The following is a 22,943-nucleotide window of genomic DNA, read 5'->3' as shown; positions in this document are numbered from 1 at the left end:
CCGCCGGGCCGGTGCTCGCACCCAAATCCCTCAAAACGTTCCGCTGCCAGTCATGTTCCTGAGCCACGCTGCACCCCTACGCGAAGGTATCGAGCAGTCGCCCGTACACACCGAAAACCCCGATGACCAGAGGCAGCAGCGCGATCACGCCGACCGACTCCAGGACGTCTCCGAAGCGGCGAAGCCGCACCCGCACATGCTCGGCGGGCTGTACCGCAAGGACCACCAAGGGAGCCAACGCGAGCCCGGCCAGCAAGGCCAGCGGCCCACCGCCGGACGACCGCCCCAACCAGACGCCGACCAGCGCGACGACGACGACCGCGGCAGCAGCGAACAATGCCACCACCTCGGCGACCAGCGGAAAGGCCCGCGCCCGCAGTGCGAGCACCACCGCGGTGACCACCGCGAGGAGCACAGTCCACACGGTCGGCGCCGCGAGCGCCATCACGCCCGCCCCGGCCGCCGAGACGGCCAACACGACGGTGGCGACGGCCAGTCCACGATGGGTGGCGGTCAGCGCAGTACCCACCCGATGACGGCTCACCGACGAACCACCCGAGCGTCGGTCGTCGAGACCCGACAACCCCGACGCCATCAGCGCGATCCGCGGCAGCACACCGAGCACCACCACCGACACCACGGCGAGCAAGGAACCCATCCGCGCCTGCCCGGTAGCCGCGTGCGCCCCGTCCTCCAGCGCGACGGACGCTTCCCACAGGACCAGGCAGCCGAGCATGACCGCTGCTCCGATCGGACCGCCCCGCCCCAACGGGGAGAACCACCCCAGGAAGAGCAGCACCAGCATCCCCGCCAGGGACACCCCTGCCAGCCGCGCGGCGCCGGACCAGACATGGGCGTCGGCCAGCGTCCAGACCCCGAACGCCCCCAAAGTCCCGGCGCAGACGATCAGAGTGGCGGAGAGTGCTCGCCGCTTCATGCGCCCCAGCACGACCCCGGCGATGCCGACCAGAACGGCAACGCCCACCAGGACATTGCCCACGTCCACCAACTCGAACTCGCCGCGTGCTAGCACTCCGGCCACGAGAGCCCAGACGACGGTGGCCGACCCGGCCACCACCCGCCGACTAGCGGGCCGCCACCGCCAGGCCCGTACATCCAAATCATCGGCAGCCTCATCGGCGACGTCATGCACGACCGGAGCCGAGGGCGCATCCTCCGCCCGCACCAGCCGCAGCACGGCGCCGTCAGATATCCCGGCGGATTCCAGCGTGCTGTCGTGTGCCAATGCAGAACCGTCTGCGGTCACCAGATGCCGCAACATGGGCTGGCCGACAGCCTGATCATCGAGCAGCCGCAACACTTCCGGAAGCAGCAGCCCGACCGGCTCCTGAGAGGGAAGGACAAGGTCCACCCGCCGCTGCTCTCCGACCAGAGTGACCCGGCTCAAGGCCGTACGACTCGTACCGCTCGTGCGGCTCAACGGCCCCGCAGATATCACGCGTTCGTACCTATCATCGAGAGGAAGGGGTTACGGAGGGAGAGGGGGACGGCCCGGAGGAGGAGGAAGAGGGCGCCGACGGCGAGGACGAAGGCACGGAGGCGCTGTAAGGGCTCTTCCCGATAAGCCGATGCGAGATGAACGACCACCCCACGCACCCGGCACACAACACGGCCGAGATCACCACCCCAGCGAACACCTTCCCCAACCGCTCATCGATAGTCCGGCGCTGACGCTGGGCTCCGAACAGCAGGGCGTCCCGCAGCCGTCGGCGTCGCACAGACACCGACTCCAGCAGTTGGCTGTCGTAATCCTGGGCTGCCACAGTTGTCCGCTTCTAGTTCGTTTGCCCTTTTAGGGCGCGTGCATATGGTGGATTCGTCGAACCTTGCAAGGTATAGGGCTCTCGCTGCCGCCCGACGAAACAGGATCATCTGCGACGCCACTCAGCTATCGGGGGAAGTAGGCCAGCCACGTGCTTCTCGCTGCAGGTGACCAATGCCCTCACGCGTGCCTCAGGTGGGGAACTCGCCGAGCCAACCGCGCTGGAGGAGATGTTTGGGTAGGTACTCCGACTCGACAGTAATGGGGAATTCGGCGTCATATGCAAGGCATGCCATGGCAAGTGGGCCCAGGGCGACGAGGCCTGAACTGCTATTGAAGCGTTCTTCATCTTCTGTCCAGTAGTCCTTGTGCCAGTTCAAAGCATCGATCAGAGCCTCGTTGAACTGCTCGGGTTCCTGGGTGATGTATTGGATGAAGAGGTTGATGGGGGGGTACTGAATCTTCAGAACCAGGTCCTGGTCTCCGGCGGGCAGCGCATTGGGGTCTGTGCCAGCCATGGCGGCAGACAGCGGATCGCTCAGGTCCCCACCTTCCCGCAGCCACTTTTGCAAAGCGTCAATCCATGCATAGACATACTCGGCATGAACTGTGCCAGACGCCCTCAGTAGTGCAATTGGCACCTCGGCAAGCTCAGCCAAGCGGCCTCGCTCGCGGCAGATAATTGCGAGCCAGAAAGCAGTGAGCCAATTACCGGCATCGGAGTAGGTCTGTGGTCCCGTAGCCGGGATTGCCCTTACCTGATTGGAAATGCGGCACTCGACGAAACCCTCCGTAATGACGGCCGACCTGAACACTGCAGACCCCACTTGCATGGCAGTGACCCACGCCTCCCACGTCGGAAGATCTGCCGCCCGGGGGTCGCTGCCGCAGTGAGTCTGCGCAGCGAGCAAAGATGTGCCGAGTGCCAGATTGAAATTCTGTGGAGACTGCTCCAGGGAATCAATCCTACGGCTGGCGCTCTTGTCGAGCAGCTGTGCGCGATTCTCTGCATTCTCGGCAGGAAAGCCATGGCGAGGTACGGTGGATCCCATGCCTACTTCTCCCTGTTGAACTTGAAATACTCCATCAAGTACCCATGGTACTTGTCCCCGACCGGGTTGGCTCTGACTGCCACGTAATCCAGCCTCCCGTCCGCTAGGGCATTCGTAAGGCTTTCTGCGAGTTCAATCTCTCCGCGGTCCATCATCTTGAGGATGATCGCATCGAAGTACTCGCGTGTCCCTTGCCTGTAATCTACATTTCCGATCCTTCTTTTGCCGAGTTCGGTCTTGAGGCTGGCCTTGGCCTCTACGACGATGAAGCGATCTCCCTTTTGCCATATCTGATCAAAGCGATGCCTTCCTCGAGATCCGTCATCGAGTCGCCTGGCGCCTTGATAATGGTCCTGGATGGCGTGAAGTTCGGCGGCGTTTTCCCCGAGATCTTCCCCAATATCGCGAACGGCCGTGTGTGTTGTTTTATAGTGTGCTATCGCCTCCTCCATTAGGCGTTTATTTTCGGCGCTCTTGTGCTTTTCGTAGGCGTCTACTGCTGCTTTCTTGTTCTTCTCGGCCGCTATATCGTCAACGATGGCACTCTTGCGCTGCGCCGCCTGTTCGTGGAAACCTTCAAGGACGTCAGGGCGAACGCTGGAGGGCTTTCCGATTTCCTGTCTGGTCTGGTACTCAGGTTCGACGATATGCGATTCTGCGGTCCACGGGCGATTAGGATCCCCTGTACGGAGGAGACGTGCCTGCAGCTTGTCGCCGAATTCATCCCTGAGTTCAAGTCCGAGACGTTGACCGTCGTCCCGGAAGTACTTCTTGCGCCAGTCTGGATCCGAGTTGGCTCGATCAACTTGCCGCTGAAGGATCTCTTCTTCGGTCGGCCTGGCAGAACCATCGTCAGCCCGGCCACCATCAACGTTGTCGCCCCCGCCACCACCATGATGCCCGGTTGGCCCACTACGCCCATAGCTAGCACCTCCGCGCCCGATGGGGCCGATGTCAGGTGAACCGGTTGTGCCACCTGCCGTATTGCGACCGGCTGGCTCACGTGCCTGCGGTGTGGAGCCATCGCTACTCCCAGCGGCGTTATGACTGGCCTGCGGCGGCAGGTTCTCACCCGCTTGAGCACTGGCTTCCGGCGCCCGCGCGCCCGCGCCGACGAGCTCGTGCTCCCTTGGCACGGCGACGGAGGGGGTGCGTTCGTCGGCGGAGAGTTCGGCACGGGGCGGTGTGGTGTCGGGGACGCCGTCCCTGAGGATGACGAGCTCGCCGTTCCTAACGTGGAGTTCAGAGCCTGGGGCGAACCTCCACACGCTGCTGACGGACCCGGTGCCGGGCGCGTTGCCGAATCCGGCGCGGGCGCGGGCGGTGACGTCTGCGATCTTGGGTACGGCTCGGGTGGTGGCGCCGACGGCCTTGGCTGTCGCGCTGAGAGGGTCGATGGCCTCGCCGACCTTGGCGAGGGTACCGGCGGTTTTGGCGACGGCGCCGCCCTTGGCCAGCTTAGAGACGGCGGCCATCGGTCCCGAGGCGAGGGTCAGGCCATTGAAGAAGACGGTGCCCGTGGCCTTGCCCGGACGGTCGGCCCAGTCGTCCCAGCCGACCAGGGCCTTGCCGAAGGCCTTGGTGTACGGGCGGCCCTCGGCGACTTGTTCCTTCCAAGGCGAGTCTTGCTTGTTGAGCGGGTCGAAGAGGTAGGACTCCAGGCCCAGGACCGTCATGCCAAGACCCTTGCGGGCCGCGTTACCGTCCGCTCCGGGGCTGAAGAGGTCCACGAACCCGGTGACGGTGCCGACGATGTTGTCCTTGACGCTGACGCCGGCCTCCTCCACGTGATGGGAGAGGTCGAACTTGTCGTAGGTCAGGGCCTCCGGGGTCCCCCAGGGCAGCTTGTCGGCGTGCTTGAGCGCGTCAGCGGTGTAGCCGTAGACCTGCGCACCGCGTGGGACCAAGGTGCCCTCGTAGCCCTGCGGCACGTACTGGGTGCCGTCCACCAGAGCCGTGATCTTGTTGTTGGCAGCGGTCTCGGCGGCGGTGAAGTCGGCCTGGGCCTGGGCGACCTCCCCCCACAGGGCCTTGTGCTGGTCGATCTTGTCCTGGTCCTGGGTCCACTCGTCGTCGATCTCGCCGCTATCGGACTTCAGACCCGCCACGAAGTCGCCCACCCGGGTACGGAGATGGTCCAGGCGAGCGAGGATGGGCCTCACCGCGCCAACGTAGTCGTCCAGCGCCCCGGCGACCGTCTCGACCTTCGAGGCGAACAGGTCCGCACGATCCCGCACCGGCGCCGTAGAAGCGAAGAGCTCCTCCGCCTCTGGCGCCCGGTAGAAGGCCCCCAACCCTTGGAACTTGTTGTGCGCCACACCGCCCGCCTGACGCAGGGCGCCGGCGTGGGTCCGTAGCCCGGAGGCGTGCCGCTCCAACTGCTCCAGATCACCGGTGAAGTGGGGGACATCCTTAGCAGTGATCACAGGGAGCCCCGCGTGAGAGGTGTGGGCCGCTCCAGGACCGGGTCGACGACACTGGCCGCGGACTGCTGTATCTCAGCCGCGATCTCCAAGTCGCCTGCCTCGTAGGCAGCGGTGGCCAGCATCGCGCCATTGACCGACTGCCCGGCCCGCGCACCGATGAACTGCACTTCCTCGGCGGTGCCTTCGGCGAACTCGACGAGCGCCGAGGCAACCAGACCCCCAACCGGACTCTGGCCCCCGCCGCCAGCATCCCCCGATACCAGGGAACCGGACCACTTCGCGGCGCCTCCCAAATCCTCGCCGTACCCGCCGACGTGCCGATCCAGAGCACCCAGTACATCGTTCACGTGCGACAGGACGAGATTCACCCCGCCCGGCTCAATATCCCATTTCGGCATGCCAACCCCCTACTTCAGCCCCGTGACCCCGTATCCGCCCCAGCCCGCCCGCAGCGGCCAGTCGGTCAGCCGATGTTGTCGACCGCCGCGCGCGCCCGCGCCAGGGTCGACTGCGCGGTTCCGTCGTTCTGCTCCAGCGTGGTGCGCACTAGACGAATGATTTCTCGCACCTCGCTGGCCGCCTTGTTCCAGCGGACTTCCTTGCCGTGGTAGTCATCTGACACGCCATCGGCCTGGTAGTCGGCCATCGCTGCCTTCACCGCCCGATCGCGGTCGCCGAGCACCCGCTCCAGCTGGCCGATGATGATCTGCAGGCCGCCCTGCACGTCGGACGAGGCGCCGGTGTCGTAGGAGCGGCGGTCCTGGTTTCCAGCCATGGCGAAGTTCCCCCTGTGTGCGAAGTGTCGTGTTGTGCGAGCAGGCCGACTCGTGGGTCAGCCGGAGAAGCGTGCGCCGTCGAAGTTCGCCGCGCCCATGTTCTGGTGGGCGTTGTCCGACTGCTCCTGGTCACCGGAGCCGAACGCCGTGTCCATGCCGGCCTGACCGCCCAAGATCGAGGACAGCGCCCCGTTTAGATCTGAAGTGATCTCATCCGCCCGCAACTTGAACGAGTCGAAGGTCGCTTTGCCCGCCCCGTTGAACTTGCCCTCCAGCGGCTCCGCCGCCTGGACCAGCAGACTGATCAGCGTCCCGAGATCGTCACTGGACCCCACGGTGCTCTTCCCCAGCACCGCGAGAGTCGTGTCTCCCATGTCAAACTTCACGAACCCACCCCCGAATACGTCGATCACATTGGTATCGCGAACCGCGTACGCACTGCGGCCCGTTCACTGGTCACAGTGGGCACATGCGCCCCTCACGCCCCGTAGCGTACCGAACATGCTCTCCCGCGAGACGTAGCAGGTGCAACGCAGCTAGGGGTGATGGCGTGATCTGTGCCATGGCGGGGGAATTCAGAATGCGAGTACGGCTAAGGACGCGCTGCCTGTTGCGTGCTGTGGCGTCACCGCGCATGCACTGAGGAAGCCGCGAGTGAGGAGCCTCAGGCTGCTGCGAGAAGCTGCTGACACTCTCGGCTCGACGAGCCCGATCGAACGGCATCCGCCCGCGGGCCACGTGACACCCGGCACGACAGGCGACCGGGAGCCGGACTTGCAGATGAGCAGGGCGTGTCGGCCATGGAAGGGCAGGGCGGCAGCCCGAGCTTCCGCTCGAACCACACCCTCTTTCCCGCGCGGTCAGGAATCGTCCCCCAGGCATCTGCCAGAGCTCTGACCAGAAGCAGCCCCCGACCGGTCTCGTCATCTGCCCCGGTACCCGCCGGGGCTGGGCTGGCGGACTCGACATCAGTGACCTCGACGCGGAGCCGCGCCCCGACTCGGCGCACGCATACGACGCACGGCGCACCAGTGTGCACGATGGCATTCGTGATCACCTCACACGCCATCAGCTCCACCTCGCCCGCCACCTCCTCATCCATGACCAGGCCGATCCTCCGCGCACGCGCAACTACCCTCCGCCGCGCAAGGGGCACCTCCTTGACGGAGGCCGGAACCTTGAACGCGTAGGGCAACTCGGAGAGCAGGCAGTGCGGCATGGCTGAGACCTTTCGCAAGACAGCGAGTTGGGGCATCAACGCGATCTCCCATAGACCAGAGGATCGTCGCCCGCCTGCCACAGGCCACCGGCATCTTGGATCGGGACCCACCGAGGCGGCGGACGTCCACCATGCCAAAGAATTGCCCAACTCCTCATTTGCGGAGTGATATCACCGCAGTAATGATCGCTCCTGGCGAGCCGAGCGCCCATGGCTGCAACAACCGAAGTCTTTCGCCACTCAGCGAGGAACCGGTTTTACTCGGCGGCGGGCAGCGCGGACAGCCCAGTTGAGGCTCCCTTGGGGGCGGAGATCGACTAGAGATCAGACCACGCCTGTACTCCAGACTCGCGCACGGTCTCAGCTGCGAGGGCTTCTGGTTGCCTCATGCCATCGGTGGACACGCGGGGTTCCCCGGAGGTATCCACTTAGATCGAATGGTGGATGCGCCGCCAGGCCACTCACTGCCGAATGGCGACTACCCGAGCGCGAACTGAGCCTGAGCTCGCCCATAGTGCGAGTGGGGTGTCGGCGGCTATCGATTCACCATCGGTTCGCGAGCGTTGTCACAGGCCGCGCGACTGCGTCGCCATTCCCCTGCAGAATGCGAGATGGCCCCCGCGGCAGTGCGCGGGGGCCATCATCTGTTCGATGAGACTCAGCGAGCCTTCTCGAACGCCTCACGGACCGTGGCCGGCACGCGACCGCGATCGCTGACCTCGAAGCCATTCTCTTTCGCCCAAGCCCGGATCGCCGACGAGTCGTCCTTCCCGCCCGTCGCCGCCTTGGCCTTGCCCCTCGCCTTCGCGCCACCGCGAATCCTGCGAGCGCCGTCAGCGTGGAGATACGGATTCAAAATCTCAAGGAGCTTCTCGTAGTTCTCATCTGTGAGGTCGATCTCGACCCCAGCTCCATCAATGAGGATGCTGTGCGTGGTGATCTCCGACGATTCCTCGCCGGTCAAGTCATCCACATATGTTGTAACTATCTTCTGGGCCATGGTGGGGATCGTAGGACACGTTCAGCCGGTTCCGACAATCGCTTGCGCCTGGGATAGATGACTGCCTGTCTCCCGGCCGTTATGAAGGTATCGAGGCGCGCGGGCTCAGTCCTTGACGCTGTGCGGAGGTTCGAGCAGCAGAGCTCGGTGGGTCTTGCGGTCTTCGCTGCGCTGCACTACTTCGCCGGTGCCGAGGATGGCGGCAGCCAGGGCAAGAATCAGCCCCGTCGGCAGTCCGTCCACGTAGTAGGCGATCAGAGAGAGTGCTGCTGAGACGATGGCGTACAGGCGGGTGCTGTGGTCGTGGATGAAGTTGCTCAAGTTCGGTTCCCGTAGGCGAGTTGGTGTAGGAGGTCCCAGCCGCGGCGTCCGAGCGAAGGATCGTCGGGGCGGCCGGTGCTGAAGAGGTTGTGCTTGCGGTTGAACCCGGCCACGGCCTTCTGAGTCTGCGGGCCGTAGTTGTCGGAGAGCGGCACCGAGCGGTCCAGCCAGCCGGTGTCCTTCAGCGCCTGCTGAAGACCCTTCGCAGACGGTGACGAACGACCCGGAGCAAGACCGTTCGGAAACGGAGACGGCGTATAGGTGCCGCCGCCCGCCTTCCTTGGGAGGGTGAGCTTCTGCCCCGGTGTGATCACGAACGGTTTCTTGATCTGGTTGGCCTGGGCGAGGAGCTCCCAACGGATGCCGAGCTTCTTGCCGATCCCGGACAGCGTGTCGCCGTTCTTGACCACGTAAGTCGACGAGCTCCCCAACGAGCCGCCCGCTGAACCACCACCCGAACCTCCGCCGGAGGGATTGGACTTCAGTCGGGCAGAAACACGCTCGCGCAGCCACCCCATGGTGAAGCCCCTGGGGTCAACTTTGCCGGGCTGCCACTCCTTGTGGCCGATCACGCTCGCCGCGCTCCAGCCGTGCGCGCGACACAGCGCCGCCGCCGCTCGCTCGATCGCATCAAGCTGCGCCTTCGGCCACGGATCCGTGCCATCGCCGCGGTTCTCGCACTCGAAACCGTAGAAGTGCGTGTTGCCGTCTGTGTCCGCCTCGTTGGCAGCGGGGAGCCCGCGCTCGGCGATGACAGCCCGCAGCACATCACCATCACCGCGGCCGGCGTGGTTGGTGCGGCCGTGACCGACGAGGTACACGGTGCCGTCCTTGGCGATCATGCCGTGACACAGCGGGCCCGGCAGACCCGCGTACCCACGCTCAACGATGCTGACGGTGTTACTGGTGCCCGAGGTCACGGTGTGGTGGATGACCACGCCGTTCACCGGTCCGAACGGCCCCTTGTGGTTCCTGTTGTGGGTTCTCCACCCAGGCCGCTCCACCACGTGCACGCCTTCGGCGCGCAGCGCGGCAACGAGACGGTGGGAACTGATAGGTGTCGCCACGATCGGCGCTCACTGTTCTCCCCGCGCCCAAACTTCAACTTCTGGTGACTGCTACGCGGTGGTGCCTCGCGAGGCCAGCCACAGCTGGAGGGCCATCAACAGCACCGGCGAGACGAACGAACTGAACACCAACCGACGCGTCGCCATAGCCTGCGCCTGATCCTCACGGCGCTGTTGCTCCGTGCGCTCCAGGCTCTGATCCACCTCGGTCCGCAAGGCGCCAAAACCCGTCTCAAGATGTGTGATCCGCTGCTCGACCCCGCGCTGATCCGCCCGGTACACGTCCTCGGTCACGACGTGATCAAGGCGGGCTGCCAGCCGTGCAAGGTCCCCGCGAAGATCCTCCCGAAGTTGCGAGACGGCACGGTGCAGCTCCCAGAGCGTCGGCTCGGCGCTGGGAGGCATGGACACCGCGATCACTCCTGAGCAGCCCCGAGCCCTACCGTGATCGTACGGGGGCGAAGGAGGAAGGGCCCTGACCTGCCCCTTCCGTGCCAACTCGATAGCGTGCGGCAGCTGTCCGGACCGCTATGTGGCGTAGGTCGGGCCGCCGTTCTGGCCTGTGATGAAGAGTTGAAGAGAGGCACTCAACGCCAACGACGAAGACTCGGAACGGTAGTTCAACGGCAATGGTGAAGGCTGGACAGAGACGCCTAACGATACGGAGGCTAGTCGAAGGCTTACACCAGATCTGATGTAACCAAGTTGAGATGTGACACATAAAGCTTGAGCGTTCCGGCACTGCGGGATACCGCAATCAACTACGCTCGGCGCTACCCGCCAAGAGACGAGAACTTAGACATCTCCTTCTGTGAAACAGATGGGATGTCGCGCAACGGGCTTGACCGCCAACAAGCCCGCTCTCGTACCCCGCACAACAGGAAGCCCCTGCCCGCACCAAGCCGGCGCAGACAGGGGCCCTGCGGGAGCGGCCGTAGAGCAGCCGACCTCGGTGGTAACGACATCGAGGTCGGCCCCTCTAGGCCACGATCTTGTCTGCTACCGCGTACGCGAACGCAGCGAAAGCGATGAGCACAAGATCGCGATAGCCGAGGTGCCTAAGCCACTCCCTGAGGCGCTGCCACATATGAGTCCTCCTGACACGAAACCCCGGCCCCGGTTGGGCCGGGGAGCAATAGGTCAGGTCAGGACGACTGCGTCGCAGCACTACAGAGACTACGTGGAACTTGTGCGTCAAAGTGGGTAGTTGAAGAAATCGTGTGCCTTGAAGTCGCCGCCGGTGCTCCGGTCCTTACCGAGCTGCGACGAAGGAAGCCCCAGCCCTGGGTCTCGACGTTTCCTCTTACGCGGAGGCGTCTGGTGTGGACTTCGCTGCCTCGGCCGAGACGGGGATGAGGGAGGTGAAGGCCTGACCGCACCGCATGCAGATCCCGCGGTAGGTGGGCGGCTCCGCGTTCGCGTAGAAGGTCGCCGTGAACGGACGCCCCGCCACGGGGCATCCGGGTACGCGGCAGGTGGCGGTCATGGTGACCGGGGTCGGCTCGTCCATGGGTGGCTCAGTCCTCTCCAATGATCATCCAGTGCACGATGGTCTGCGTGGTGTTGGTGCGGTGCACCCAGATGGTCAGACCGCTCGATGAAACAGCCGTGACGCCGACGCCCACGACGGTCTTGCCGGGCACGGAGGTGACGGGGGTGATGAACGCGTGGAAGTTCTTCCCCTTGATGTTCCCGCCGCTCAAGGTGACGGATGTAGGTTTGTTGGCCACCGGAGTGATGGTCGCCGTTCCGATGGAGACGTTGTCCGACCGCAGCACGCCGGCCGCCCGGATCGATGCCGCGAACAAGGTTGCGGTACCCTGCCCCAGCGACAGGCTGCCGCCGTCTTCCCCAGACTCCAGCTGCGCGGAGTTCTTGCCGAGGTAGAGGCGCCCTCCAACGGGCTTGGCCCCCTTGGCGGTGATTCGCTCCGCGGCGAAGAAGTCGTTGCCGAAGAACGTCCGCCACCTGTAGATGCCACTGTCGTCCGCGTCGGTGAACGTCCCGGAGTTGATGCCGATGTTGGCGTCCGAAGAACTGGTACCGCTGACGTTGATGTACGCCTGGTTCGAACCGTCGACGGATGACCAGTAGATGTACGGGTAGACATCGTTGGGTTCCATGCCGATTGCCGAGCCGTTCGTGCCGATGGCCCGCAGCCGGGCCGCGTTGAGGACGACGCGCGGCCCCTCGGTCGCGGTCTGAACCGTGGCGCCGGTGATGATCTTGCCGTTGATCGCGTCCGCGTCCAGCAGGTCCGCAGTGATCGCCCCAGCGGCAACGTGATCACGCCGCACGACCCCTTGCCCCAGGTCCTCGGATGCGGCCCGGCGTGCCGAGGCCTCCACTGCCTCAGACGGCGGGCCGGGTATGCCGGACGTGTTCACGGCGATCAGACGCACCCACACGGGTCCGTAGTGATTCACCGCGACCGTCACCGAGGCCCCCGACGCAGCCTCGATCGTCGTGGTCGGCCACCGCACATCCGGTTGCCCACTGGGCGATGACAGCACGTGCACCTGCACGCGAGACAGATCCAACGGCGCTGGCTGCCCGTCGGCGAAAGCCCCGTCCCAGGTGATGCGCACACCTCCAAGGACCGGCTTCACCACGGCCGGCGAGGGCATGGACGGCCGGGGGCCGTTGACGGCAGTGACGCCGCTGGTGCCATCCGGCTGCTGGCCGATGACCGCGCGCAGCGAGCCGTTCTCGTCGTACACGTCGACCGCGCCGTTCTCCAGGCTGGCGTTGACCAGCTTGGGCGAGCGGATCATGGTCTGCACGAGCTTTTCCAGGCGGGCCAGGCGGGCGCCGATGTCGTTACGCACAAGGTTCCTTCGAGGTCAGGTGGCGGTGGCGTACTGGTGGGCGCCAGCCGGTTCGAGCTGAAGCTGCGCGGTCTCGCCGGCGTCGGAGTCGGGGCGGATGGTGTAGCCGGTGATGCGGCACCAGCCCGACCAGTTCGCCCACTCGTCCCGCACCGCCACCCGTACGTCGTCACCGACCTGCCAGGATCCGATCGGCGCCGCGGGATGGTTGCGGACGGTGATTTCCTCGACGTGCCCCAGGCTCTGCCGCCAGGCCCGCTCCCGGCGGGCACGCTGGGCGAGCGCGTCACGGCCGCGCACTTCGGGCAGCTCCAGGACGTGTTCCAGGCGCAGCCGCTTGTTGCGGACCGCGTCGGCGGCCCGCTGCTGGGCGCGGCCTTCACCTGCCCCGGTGGCGATGACGACCTGCGCGTACTCGTCGGCGCTGTAGGTGACTGGCGTGTGCCCGACGATGTTGGTGTCCGAGGAGAACGCGATGTCGCTGCGGCGCGCACCCAGACGCGGGTAGCCGATCTGGATTCGCCGCACCGTACGCTGGTCCTTCCCCCACCAGGTGGCGCACGTGTAGTCCGGCGAATCGGGGGCCTTGATCAGGTCGTCGAAGAGGTCGCCGAGCACCGGTGTCTCCCACCAGCGTGATTGCCACGGCTCTGCCGGGCTGCCCACCTTGGCTGTCGACGTCGTGTCGTCCACGGTGATGCCAAGGCTGCCGTCCGGGATGGACTGCGTGTAGGTGACGATGTCGCGCATCACCCGGCACGGGTCCGTGTTCACGTACGGCCCCCGGCCGCCGAGCTCACCGTCCAGGTCATGCCGGTACTGAAGGTAGGAGGACCATCCCGCGGCCTCGACCTGCATTGTGCCGCCGTCGGGCTCGGTCTGCCAGATGATGCCGCCCCACCGGATCCGCCCGCCCGCCTCGGCGTACAGCAGCGTGTTGCCCGGGTCCGTCAGCCCCGGATGCGACCACGCAAGGCGGGGAGACAGAGCACCCCGCAGATGGCCGGGCCCGTTCAAATCGGGGCCGAACTCGACTCCCCGAAGGGGGAGATCGTGCGACAGCCACTCCCCGGTTAGAGCGTGCTGCGTCAAATACCTGTAGGCCACTGCCAGCTACACCGGGCCCTCGGTGAACTCGACATCGGCGATGATCGACGTACCGCCGTCGACACTCAGGTCGCCCTTCCAGTCCTTCGCCATCTTCGCCTGCATGTACAGCACCTGCGTAGTGCCCCGGTAAGAGACGGGCAGCGTGAGAGTGTCTGCGACCACCGTTGTCTGCCGGCGCACGACCTTGCCCTGGTTGTCGTCCACGACCGTGTCCTGACCGTGAACCGTGCCGAACACCAGCTGCAACCTCCCGTACAGCGAGTCGAAGTCCATCCGTAGACCGGCGACCGTGATGGTGACGATCAGCTTCGTCGCCCACTCCGGCACCGGCACCTGCCAGCGCGCCTCGGGCGGCCAGTCATGCCACGTGTCGTCGTCCTTCCACGCCTTGGTCAACTTCGTCGGATACGCCGTGTGCAGGGTGCGTTCCCTGCGTGGGTTCGCCACCCGCCGCAGATCGCGGATCATCCCCGCGGTGACGGTCCCGGTGCTCGCGGGCAGGTCGACGCGGGCCAGCGGCACCCCCGTCACCCCCTTCGGTACCGCAGCCGCAGTGGACGGCACGTTGGGAATGACGTCGAAGAAGTTGACCGCGTCCTTCGCCGGATCGAGCCCTCCCTCGAACTCCGGGTCCTGCACCCGCAAAACAATCAGATCCGAACGTGGCGCAGCCCCAGACGGCGCGATATCCACCGTGGCCGCGCCGATGTTGTACGCCGTGTAGGAGCCCTGCCACGCCGACGCCTTCCCGCGGATCACTGCGGACCCGTCCGCGATCTGCACGCCACCGCCGGGCACCGGCAGTGGCGTCACCTTGAGGTCGGCGGCCTCGGTCACACCCTCCGAGCCGTGCGACAGATCCTTGATCATCTGCCGGAACGTTTGAGCACTGTGGGTGGCGCCGTTCACCAGCAGCGGGGCCTGGGGGAGCGTCATCGAACGAGGTTCTCCTTCGGGTTCACGAGAGTCTTGAACGCGTCACGCCACGCCACCGTCAGGCGGGCGGACGCAGTGGGATCGGAAGCGGTCCAGCGCACTTCGGAACGGCCCTTCGGCAGCCTGAAGCTGCCCAGAGGCGAGGTGGTCGCGACGGTGCCGCCGCCCTGCCGCGTCACTGTGCGACGCCCGGGCCGGGTATCGATGGTCACGTAGTCGCCCACCGGCACGGTGATCCCCAAGTCGATGCGTCGGCCCGTCTCCGCATGAGTGATCACCGGGTTCGCACACGGCCCGTGCACCGTCAGCACTGGGTAGGCGTCGATGGTGCCGTTGTTGGTCACCCACCCCGGCCGGTTCTGCCCCGACTGGTCCCCATCGCTCACCCGGATCGGAGCCTGCACGGGCGCGGTGAAGCCGCCACCGGACAGCCATCCCAGCCGCAGCCCCACCGACTGCTCGACGTCGGCGTAATACCGCGAATCGGGAGCGGTGAACTCAAGATCGAGAGGCACCCAGCCCAACGCTGCCCGCTCCCACGACGCCTCCACCTTGCGCAGCCGCCCGAAGAGGGCACGGACCGGCGCACCAGGCCACTTGATCCGCAGCGCGGTCACCGCGCCGCCCACCGTGCGCACACGCGGATCGTCGGCGGCTTCCTCAAGCTGGGCGACGATACGGGCCGCCGTAGCGGGATCACCCGGAGTCTTCACCCCACAGTCGATGCGCAGCGTGCGCGCCTCATACCAATCCGCGCCGAGCCAGGCACCGTCCGCGTTCGGCTGCTCCACCAACTCACCACGCACAGCCGGACGGGCCAGGCCCTCGACCTGCGCGACGGGCACACTCGTACCGTGACCGAGCCGGACTCCGGCGATCTCCAGCTGGAAATCAGTGAGGTAGCTCATCGCAGCACACCGCCTCGTCGGGCACGCCGCATCTGATACGAGACCGTCGCTGCAATGTCGTCGGCCGTCGCGGCAGAACCGGAAACGTGGATCGTCTGCTGCCCGATCGCCGGAGCCTGGTGCACCACCGTCACCCGGCCGCGCCCCGTATGAGCGTCCACCAGACGACGCGGCGCAAGCCCGTACCCGAACCGGTCCGCGGTCTCAGCCAGCACAGCAGTCGCCCGGCCACGCTTGGCACCGGCATGCGGGATGTAGGACTCGGAGCCAGTCTCCGGCTCAGCAAACTTGATCAGCCCGCGCGGCGAGGAGTACACGCCCGGCTCCCAGATGCCGCCGTTCGCGTACGCCTTCCCCGCGTTCGCCTTCACCAGGTCGGACAGAAACCGGTCCGCCTTGCCCGTTTCCTTGATGTGACTCTTTGCGAGGTTTCCGACCTCGATGATCCGGTCCTCGGCCAGCCCCGTCGCCTCAGCGACAGAGTGGATGCCCTTGTTCTTCGACAACGCCCCGATGAGCTTCACCAGGTCCGCGAGTTGGTCACCATCGAGGGTCGTTGCGGCCTTTTTCGCGGCCGTGTTGGCCTTCTGCGCCTTCTTGCGATCCTTGACCGCCTGAGCGGCCAACGCCTCCGCGGTCTCATCGCCCTGCTCGGCAAGACGCTGCGCGAGCGCCGTGTTCCCGCGCGAGGCGAGCGTCGTCAGGTTCTTCTGGAAGGTGCTGTTGTTCTTGACGGCGTTGTTCAGCTGGCCCGTGTAGTCGTTCAGCGTCGCCCTGGCAGTACCGGCGAGCTTGGTGAGCTGGGCGGCCATGTCGCGCACGTACCGGTTCGAGCCGCGAGCCATCTTCCGGGTCAGCGCGACACCGTCTTCACCCATCTCCTCCAGCGCCTTGGCGACATCCGTGCCCGCCCTGCGGGCCACCGTCGACAGGTCGTTGCGCCATCCCTGGGCTGTGCGCACCGAGTGGCGCAGATTCTTCTCGAACCGGTGCAGGTCGAAGTGTTCCTTGCCGCCCTTGCCCTTGCGCTGCGACTTGGAGATGACATCGGAGATCGTCAGGCCGGACGAGCCCAAAGGTTGATAGGACCAGTCGGACAGTCCGCCCGAGGCGTTGTAGACGACCTGCCCGCCGAAGCGGCGTGCCACCTCGTTCAGGATGCTCTTCGACCGCGCCCGCTTACTGGGGGCCAGAGGGAGGTAAGCCTCGCCCTGAGTCTCGTCCTCCGCCCATACCCGCCATGTGCCGCCGGGCGCGATCTGCGCGACATGGTTCTCCTTACGGACACCACCGTCCGCGTAGGTGACGATGCCGCCGTCCTTCTTCCCCAGCCGGTACCCGTCCTTGTAGGGCCCGTAATTGCCGCCCTGCCGGACGGTGTTGAGATACTCGGTCTTGTAGACACCGATGCCGATGGTCTTGCCGCGCAGCCCGTTGATGGCGCCCTGGATCGTTGCCACGTTGCTCGTCGCGTTCCCGGTGGGCACAGTGATCGTGACGTTCTTGCTGCCCGGAACAGCACGGATCTTGAAACCGAGGCCTTCCAGCTGCTTGCGCGCTTCCCCGGTGGGCGCGCGCATGGTGACCGTTTTGCCGCCAGGGACCCCAGAGATCTTCTGCTTGACGGCCTCCAGGCTGCTGATCGTCACCGCCGTAGCCGAGGTGACGCTGACGTGTTTGCCGCCGGGGGTCTGCGCGATCTTCGAGATCAGCGCGTCCAGATCCGTGCGCGCCAGATCGGTCGGGGCCGTGACCTCGACCCTTCGGTCCTTGAGATCCTTGATCTTGAAGCCGAGCTTCTCCAGCTCCTCGCGGGCCTCGTTCGACAGAGTGGAGATGGTGACCGTCTTCTGACCAGGTGTCGCCTTCAACGCCTGTTGCACAGCGATCAGTTCAGCCATCGACTCGTCCATGCCGGCCGTCTGCAGGAGGATCGACACTTGCTCCGGCACCAGGCCTGCGTTGTCCGCGAGCTTCGCCGCCGCCTCCGCGGACAGTCCGAAGCCCTCGGCGGTGGAGATCGCCGAGTCGCGGGCGGTAGCCATCTGCTCCTGCGCGGCCTTCAACGCCTCCGGAACCGTCTTCCCGTTGGCCTCCGCGTACTGGTAGGCGGCCAGCGCAGCATCCGCGGAGTTCGCCGACAGGCCCTGCAGCAGGTCGTACAGCTTCTGCCCGTTGCGGGTGACCGTCGACAGCGAACCGTCCATGTTGAGCAGGGACTTGCCGTACCCCTGCGCGTGGTCGGTACCGCCCTTCAGCGAATCGGCTGCATCCGACACTGACCGATTCAGCCGGGCCTCGGCAGCGGAGAGGTTCACTGAACCGCCCGCGAGGATGTCCAGAGCGTCATGCAGGCCACGCGCACGGGAGTCGGCGTCTGCCGTCGTATCCGACAGGCGGCGCATCGCGTCGGAGAACTTCCCAAACGGGCCCACCGCGTCCGCCGCGGACCGGCCCGCGGCACCATTCACGCCAGCGAGATCCCTGGCGTCCTTGACCGCCTGGGACATCTCGCCCTTGACGGAACCGAGCGCCTCAGCAGCGTCATGCGCACGCTGGCCCACATCGGTGTACATGACGCCGCCGCCGCGCACCGGCTTCAGGTTTATCGCGGCGACGTCCTCCATACGCTTCTGGAGTTTCCCGAGGCCGTCGTCCTGGCTGAGGTAGGCGTTAGTGAGGTCCTTGACCGGCACTCCGGCCTTCGACATGACGTCGACCAGGCGCTCCTTGCCGTCAAGGACCTTGGTGTCCATCAGCGACTGCGCGGCCGCGGTGCGGACGCTGTCCGTCACGGCACCGTTCGACTCGCGCAGCGCCTGGGTGAGGCTGCTGATCCGCGACTGGTGCTCGGCAGCCGCCTGGGCGGCTTGCTGCTGGTGAGAGGCGAGCATCGACAACCCGACACCTGCGGCGGCAAGCGCCACACCCCACGGTCCGCCAAGGGCCCCCATCAGGCCGCGGGCCGCACCACCGACTCCAGTGCCGATCGCACGCGCCACCCCGGTGATCGGGCCCGAGGCATTGCGGAACGCACTCGCCATCTGACCCACAACAGGGATGCGGGTCTGCATCACTGCGAGGGCCTGGCCGATCCGGCCAATGGACTGCCCCTGTGCGGCCGCGAGATGCGACTGGACCTTCATCTGATCCCCGAGGGAGCGGTACGCGCCCACGACGGGCCCAGAAACCGTCTGACCGAGCCGCGACATCATCGGGGCGACACGGCGCGCGAGGAGCATCGCGATGACCGCAGTCTGAACCGGCCCCGGCAACGCCCCGAAGCCGCGCACCAGGCCAGCCACGATGTGCCCGATCGGGACCAGTGCACCCGACACGGTGCTGGCGGTCGCGGAGACCAGGTTCAAGGCGGTGACGATGATGTCGAGCGCGGTCCCGCCCGCATCAGCCTCTTCCGCTACATCGCCAATCGCGTCGGCGACGGGAGAGACAGCTGAGCCGACGTTGCGCGCGACGTCGATGAGGGCGCGGCCGCCGTTGACGAGAACGTTCACCCCGGCGGCGGCAGTGTCGAAAGCGAGGTCCTTCAGCGGCCCGCCCAGACCACCGAGAGAATCACCGACCTCGTCCAGCCCCGACGAGAGCGCCCTGGACATCGACGGTCCGGCGAGCGTGTACAGGTCGTGCACATAGTCGATGACGGCCGCCATACCGGGGGTGGCCGCAGCCATCCCGGAGGTCAGCAGCCGGGTGACCTTCTCCAACCCCGGCGCGGCCGCGGTGTAGAGGACCTGCCCGGTGTTCGAGGCTTGGGTCTTGAGCTGCGTGACCGCACCCGCCAGACCTTTCGTCTGCGAAGCGGCGATCTCCTCGGCCGCGCCGGTACGGGCGATCGCCGTGTGCATCTGGTCGAAAGACTCGACACCCTGATGCGCCAGCGCCGACGCACCCGCCAGCGCCGGTTTACCGACGACGTTCGCCAGTGAGCCAAGGAAGTCCTTCTGGCTCATCTTGTGCTGAGCCTTTTCGAACCCGTCGATGACCGTGCGCAGGCCCTTGAAATTCCCCTGCGTGTCCCACGCTTCGATGCCGAGATCAGCTAGGCCCTTGCGCATGTTCGCGGTGGGCTTGGCCAGGTTCGTCAGCATCCCGCGCAGGGACGTTCCTGCTTTCGAGCCGAGGATGCCGGAGCGGGCCAGCATCGCCACCGCCGCCGAGGTGTCCTCGATCGAGATCCCGAGCTGGGCGGCGACCGGCCCGGTGTAGGACATCGCGTAGTAGATGTCCTTGAGCCCACCCGAGGCGGCGTTCGCCGACGAGGCGAGGACATCGGCGGCCCGACCTGCGTTGTTCGAGCTGAGCCCGAACTGGTCCATAACGTCGCCCAAATAGCGGGCGGCGTCCGCAGCCGAGAGGTTGTCGGCCGCGGCGAGCTGCATCGCAGCCCGCGCGTTCGCGATGGACGACGTACTGGTCTGGCCGGCCTTGGCCAGCTCCAGCATTGAGTCCGCGGCCTTCGCCGCAGACGTGCCGGGGATCTTGAGGTCGGCGCCGAGCTCGCGGGCCTTCGCCGCGGCCTGCACCATCTCCAGGCCGGACGCGTTGGTGACCGCGCCCCACTTGTTGATGGCCCGCTGGTACTCGTTGCCCTCTTTCGCGATCTCCGCGAGCCCGGCAACGATGCCGCCGCCTACCAACAGGCCGCGAAGTTGGTGGGCTTCTTGCCGGGCGCCGAGCAGCCCGTGGCGCAGCTGCCGCATCGACGCGTGCCCGTCCGCACCGGCACGGCGCAGCCCAGCACGGGCACGATCGGAGTCGCGGGTGAGGCCCCGCAGCCCAGTGGAAGATCTGCGGGCGCCGGTCCCGATCTGGGTGAGGTTCCGGTTGAGGGTGGCGGTGTCGCGGCCCAGGCCGCGCATGGCGCGGGAGGCCTGGCGGATCTCCGACAGGAGGTGGGAGAAATCAGCCCGTGCCTGGACGCTGAGCGTGTACGACGACACCAGCCGGTGCCCTTACTCCCCGCGCCCCTCTCCTAGCCCCCACCCTCAACCACCCGCTACTGCACGGCGCGCGGCACCAGGCCGATCCGCACCCCGTACCCGTCCGGACCGTCGGGCACCTGATCCTGCTCGTGCGCGATCAGCTCACAGCCGGTGCACCGCACACTCGTGGTGACGTACGCGAACCGGTCACCACCCTGCTGCTCGTCCCACTCAGCCGACCGCGTTCCGCACTGATCACACATCGTCCGCTGATACGCCACGAACGACAGGGCCTTCGCCCTGTCCAGCTCAGTCCAACGGCCATCGCCTGCACCGAGGAACTGCGAATGCGGGATACCCCACCGGTCGCACAGCTCCAACTCGGTGCGGAGCTGTGCGTCCGTGATCAGCCTTTTCCCAGCTCCACCGTCGAAGTACGGACGATCTGCTGGGCCTGCCAAGCTGCCGCGAACAGCGCGTTCGACTCAGCCACCGGCCACGAGTCGAGCAGATCCTGCGCGTCGTCCTCGCTCATGCCCTCCACGGTGTTGTGCTCGTCGTCCCGCTCGATGTGTGCGGCGGCTATCAGAGCCGCGGGGAACGTCTCAGGGTTCCAGGCGTCCCCGTCCTCGGCCTGAGCCTCGGTCGGAGGGAACCGCTTGATCAGCCCATCCAGGATCGGCCGCGGCAGCGCCTTGAACGTCAGCTCGATCGAGAGGTTGTCGAAGAACTCCTGCGCATTCTCGACCTCCTCCTCCGCCTTCGCCGTCGCGTCACTGTGCGCGCGGCCGTTCTCCGCATCCGCCATGCGACAGCGGGCGAGATCCCGCAGCGTCTCGTCCAGGTGCCGCTTGGCGTCCTGGTCGTCACAGATCACCAGCGTGTACTCAGGCAGCTGGCGGGCACGAAGCCGGGCCAGCTTGCTCGCCCAATGCGCATCACGGGCAACAGCCTTGGCCGGCGGAACAGGAGCGGCCTTGGTCTCCGTGGACACCGGCATCACTTCTCGACCTTCGGCGGCACGGCAGCCGGCACGGCGGCGTCCTGGGTCGGCTTCTCCGTGATCGAGAAGTTCACGGTGAACTTGGCGGCCTCGTTGTCCGTCGAGTAGTTCGGCGATCGAGATCCGATCCGGACCGGGAACACGTCCATGGACCGGGAGGCGGCGACATCGCCCTTGCGGAGGAAGACGACCCAGCCGGTGTCGTCCTTCTTGAGCAGCTGCTCGATCTCGTCGGACACCTTGTCCTCGTAGAACCCGAGGGAGGAGTCGTCGGCCTGGTCAGTGCCGGGGATCTTCGACTCGAAGGTGCTGCCGAGGTCGGGTGTTTCGATGGCCTGGTTCGACAGCGTCCAGCCGTCGATCGCCGCGATCGCGTCGGTCAGGTCGGTGCCGGCCGTGAGCTCGGCGCGGGTGGGGACGTGGCCGGTGTCGTTGACGCTCTTGAGCCACAGGACGCGGGTCACTCCGCGCCGGGAGAACTTCTTTACCTGCAAGGTCTGCTGTCCGATTCCGGGACGGCAGCCACACATCTCGGGAGGGCCCCGTCCCTCGACGTCCTGTCGGGGAACCGGCCCAAACCAATGGATGGTTGGGCGTCCGCGCGGGGCCTCCGCGGTGAGAATGCAGGCGTACCCACCCAAAAGCGGTGAGCCGCTATATCTGCATGTAGATCACCATACTGCCCCTGAGGCCCATGCTCGAGCGCGCGAGAGTCGGCCCGAGTTACGCGACCGGCTGCGAGCCAGACCTAGGCCAGCTATGACTGTGTCTCGGAAGGTGATCAACCGTGGGGAGACAGAGTGCCGTCCATAGCACGCCAAAACATGAACACCGCCCTGGCCGACGTTGAGACCCTGGCCAACGCCGGACGGGGTATACCGAACGGACCCGCAGTGCGGGCCTCGTTGATCCTCCTGTGCACCGCGTGGGAAACGTACGTCGAGGACGTGATCCGCGAGGCAGCGCGCGCAATCGTCGAGAGCCCTGACTTGACGCCCGAAGGACTGCCGGATCCGCTTCGGCAGCGGATCACCAACCGGGTCAAGAGCAAGAACCCGTGGCTCCTCGCCGGCGACGGCTGGAAGACCTACACACTCCAATGCGTGGAAGAACAGGTCGGCGGACAGGCCCTCAACACACCCGACTACAACAACGTGAACAAGTTACTGGAACAGATCCTTGACCTGCCGAAAGCTCTCGAACAGTGCACCTGGCAGGGGATGCCCTCAGACCGCGTGACCACATATCTGGACGACGTCATCCAGATCCGTGGCGAGGCCGTACATCGGGGCACGACACCAGGCGACTTGAACATCACTGGCGTCCTCGACTGGCACGGCTGGATCACGAGGCTCTCCGACAGGCTCGACTCTCTGATCACCGAGCACTTGTGGAGCCAGCACCGCCTCACCCTCGGTGATAACACCTGAACCCGGCGCCACGGGCGCTCAGTCGCAGGTGCTGCGAGAGGCTAGTTACTTGCCCCTGAAGAAGTCCGGGTCTGCCTCTGGGTTGTCCTCTGGGGCGAGCTGGTGAGGGCAGGGCTATGGCCGTCACAGTGGAGGCGGGTA

General features: G+C 66.1%; 21 protein-coding genes and 2 pseudogenes. 1 reads left to right on the top strand and 22 read right to left on the bottom strand.

Annotation, left to right across the window (positions count from 1 at the left end):
• Window positions 1-76: 76 nt before the first annotated feature.
• The 22 genes and pseudogenes from eccD to AB0E78_RS38275 all read right to left on the bottom strand — a co-directional run bounded on the left by eccD (window position 77) and on the right by AB0E78_RS38275 (window position 21,866).
• The gene (gene eccD / locus AB0E78_RS38380; RefSeq protein ID WP_361843243.1) at window positions 77-1,441 is read right to left on the bottom strand and encodes a type VII secretion integral membrane protein EccD; all 1,365 of its coding nucleotides are present in this window, start codon (window positions 1,439-1,441) and stop codon (window positions 77-79) included.
• Window positions 1,442-1,472: 31 nt separating this feature from the next.
• A complete protein-coding gene (locus AB0E78_RS38375; RefSeq protein ID WP_361843240.1) occupies window positions 1,473-1,784 on the bottom strand; it encodes a hypothetical protein in 312 nt (103 codons plus the stop codon).
• 190 nt (window positions 1,785-1,974) lie between these two features.
• Window positions 1,975-2,835, bottom strand: coding sequence for an immunity 49 family protein (locus tag AB0E78_RS38370; RefSeq protein ID WP_361843238.1), 861 nt, complete (start codon window positions 2,833-2,835; stop codon window positions 1,975-1,977).
• 2 nt (window positions 2,836-2,837) lie between these two features.
• On the bottom strand, window positions 2,838-5,261 hold the full coding sequence (locus AB0E78_RS38365; RefSeq protein WP_361843236.1) for a hypothetical protein: 2,424 nt from the start codon (window positions 5,259-5,261) through the stop codon (window positions 2,838-2,840).
• The gene (locus tag AB0E78_RS38360; RefSeq protein ID WP_361843233.1) at window positions 5,258-5,659 is read right to left on the bottom strand and encodes a DUF6507 family protein; all 402 of its coding nucleotides are present in this window, start codon (window positions 5,657-5,659) and stop codon (window positions 5,258-5,260) included. The genes AB0E78_RS38365 and AB0E78_RS38360 overlap by 4 nt, the downstream gene beginning before the upstream one ends.
• 65 nt (window positions 5,660-5,724) lie before the next feature.
• Complete coding sequence (locus AB0E78_RS38355) at window positions 5,725-6,036, bottom strand: pore-forming ESAT-6 family protein (protein WP_361843230.1); 312 nt, start codon at window positions 6,034-6,036, stop codon at window positions 5,725-5,727.
• A 57-nt stretch (window positions 6,037-6,093) separates the two neighbouring features.
• Window positions 6,094-6,423: a hypothetical protein gene (locus tag AB0E78_RS38350; protein ID WP_361843567.1), complete on the bottom strand. Its 330-nt coding sequence runs from the start codon at window positions 6,421-6,423 to the stop codon at window positions 6,094-6,096.
• Between the two features lie 278 nt (window positions 6,424-6,701).
• Complete coding sequence (locus AB0E78_RS38345) at window positions 6,702-7,256, bottom strand: ATP-binding protein (RefSeq protein WP_361843228.1); 555 nt, start codon at window positions 7,254-7,256, stop codon at window positions 6,702-6,704.
• Window positions 7,257-7,914: 658 nt separating this feature from the next.
• Entirely contained in the window at window positions 7,915-8,256 is a 342-nt protein-coding gene (locus tag AB0E78_RS38340; RefSeq protein WP_361843226.1) for an Lsr2 family protein, read from the bottom strand.
• A 105-nt stretch (window positions 8,257-8,361) separates the two neighbouring features.
• On the bottom strand, window positions 8,362-8,577 hold the full coding sequence (locus AB0E78_RS38335) for a hypothetical protein (protein ID WP_361843225.1): 216 nt from the start codon (window positions 8,575-8,577) through the stop codon (window positions 8,362-8,364).
• Window positions 8,574-8,771, bottom strand: a pseudogene (locus AB0E78_RS38330) (peptidoglycan-binding protein); the annotation flags it as partial. The gene AB0E78_RS38335 and the pseudogene AB0E78_RS38330, both read right to left, overlap by 4 nt.
• 81 nt (window positions 8,772-8,852) lie before the next feature.
• Window positions 8,853-9,644 (bottom strand): annotated as a pseudogene (locus AB0E78_RS38325) (N-acetylmuramoyl-L-alanine amidase); the annotation flags it as partial.
• 51 nt (window positions 9,645-9,695) lie between these two features.
• A complete protein-coding gene (locus AB0E78_RS38320) occupies window positions 9,696-10,055 on the bottom strand; it encodes a hypothetical protein (RefSeq protein WP_361843223.1) in 360 nt (119 codons plus the stop codon).
• A gap of 892 nt (window positions 10,056-10,947) precedes the next feature.
• A complete protein-coding gene (locus AB0E78_RS38315) occupies window positions 10,948-11,154 on the bottom strand; it encodes a hypothetical protein (RefSeq protein WP_361843221.1) in 207 nt (68 codons plus the stop codon).
• 7 nt (window positions 11,155-11,161) lie between these two features.
• A complete protein-coding gene (locus AB0E78_RS38310; protein WP_361843219.1) occupies window positions 11,162-12,472 on the bottom strand; it encodes a hypothetical protein in 1,311 nt (436 codons plus the stop codon).
• Window positions 12,473-12,487: 15 nt separating this feature from the next.
• Complete coding sequence (locus AB0E78_RS38305; RefSeq protein ID WP_361843217.1) at window positions 12,488-13,489, bottom strand: hypothetical protein; 1,002 nt, start codon at window positions 13,487-13,489, stop codon at window positions 12,488-12,490.
• Window positions 13,490-13,585: 96 nt separating this feature from the next.
• On the bottom strand, window positions 13,586-14,491 hold the full coding sequence (locus AB0E78_RS38300) for a hypothetical protein (RefSeq protein WP_361843214.1): 906 nt from the start codon (window positions 14,489-14,491) through the stop codon (window positions 13,586-13,588).
• Between the two features lie 23 nt (window positions 14,492-14,514).
• The gene (locus AB0E78_RS38295; RefSeq protein ID WP_361843211.1) at window positions 14,515-15,363 is read right to left on the bottom strand and encodes a hypothetical protein; all 849 of its coding nucleotides are present in this window, start codon (window positions 15,361-15,363) and stop codon (window positions 14,515-14,517) included.
• Window positions 15,364-15,422: 59 nt separating this feature from the next.
• A complete protein-coding gene (locus tag AB0E78_RS38290; protein WP_361843209.1) occupies window positions 15,423-20,387 on the bottom strand; it encodes a phage tail tape measure protein in 4,965 nt (1,654 codons plus the stop codon).
• 56 nt (window positions 20,388-20,443) lie between these two features.
• A complete protein-coding gene (locus AB0E78_RS38285) occupies window positions 20,444-20,632 on the bottom strand; it encodes a hypothetical protein (RefSeq protein WP_361843206.1) in 189 nt (62 codons plus the stop codon).
• Window positions 20,633-20,775: 143 nt separating this feature from the next.
• Window positions 20,776-21,369 (bottom strand): hypothetical protein, encoded by a 594-nt coding sequence (locus AB0E78_RS38280; protein WP_361843205.1) that lies wholly within the window; start codon window positions 21,367-21,369, stop codon window positions 20,776-20,778.
• Window positions 21,369-21,866: a hypothetical protein gene (locus AB0E78_RS38275; RefSeq protein WP_361843203.1), complete on the bottom strand. Its 498-nt coding sequence runs from the start codon at window positions 21,864-21,866 to the stop codon at window positions 21,369-21,371. The genes AB0E78_RS38280 and AB0E78_RS38275 overlap by 1 nt, the downstream gene beginning before the upstream one ends.
• A gap of 330 nt (window positions 21,867-22,196) precedes the next feature.
• Between AB0E78_RS38275 and AB0E78_RS38270 the strand changes: the two genes are divergently transcribed.
• Window positions 22,197-22,802 (top strand): HEPN domain-containing protein, encoded by a 606-nt coding sequence (locus tag AB0E78_RS38270; protein ID WP_361843200.1) that lies wholly within the window; start codon window positions 22,197-22,199, stop codon window positions 22,800-22,802.
• Window positions 22,803-22,943: the final 141 nt, after the last annotated feature.

This window comes from Streptomyces sp. NPDC032198 (genome assembly GCF_040636975.1).
Classification (GTDB): Bacteria; Actinomycetota; Actinomycetes; order Streptomycetales; family Streptomycetaceae; genus Streptomyces.
This window is presented reverse-complemented; position numbering and strand designations above follow the sequence as displayed.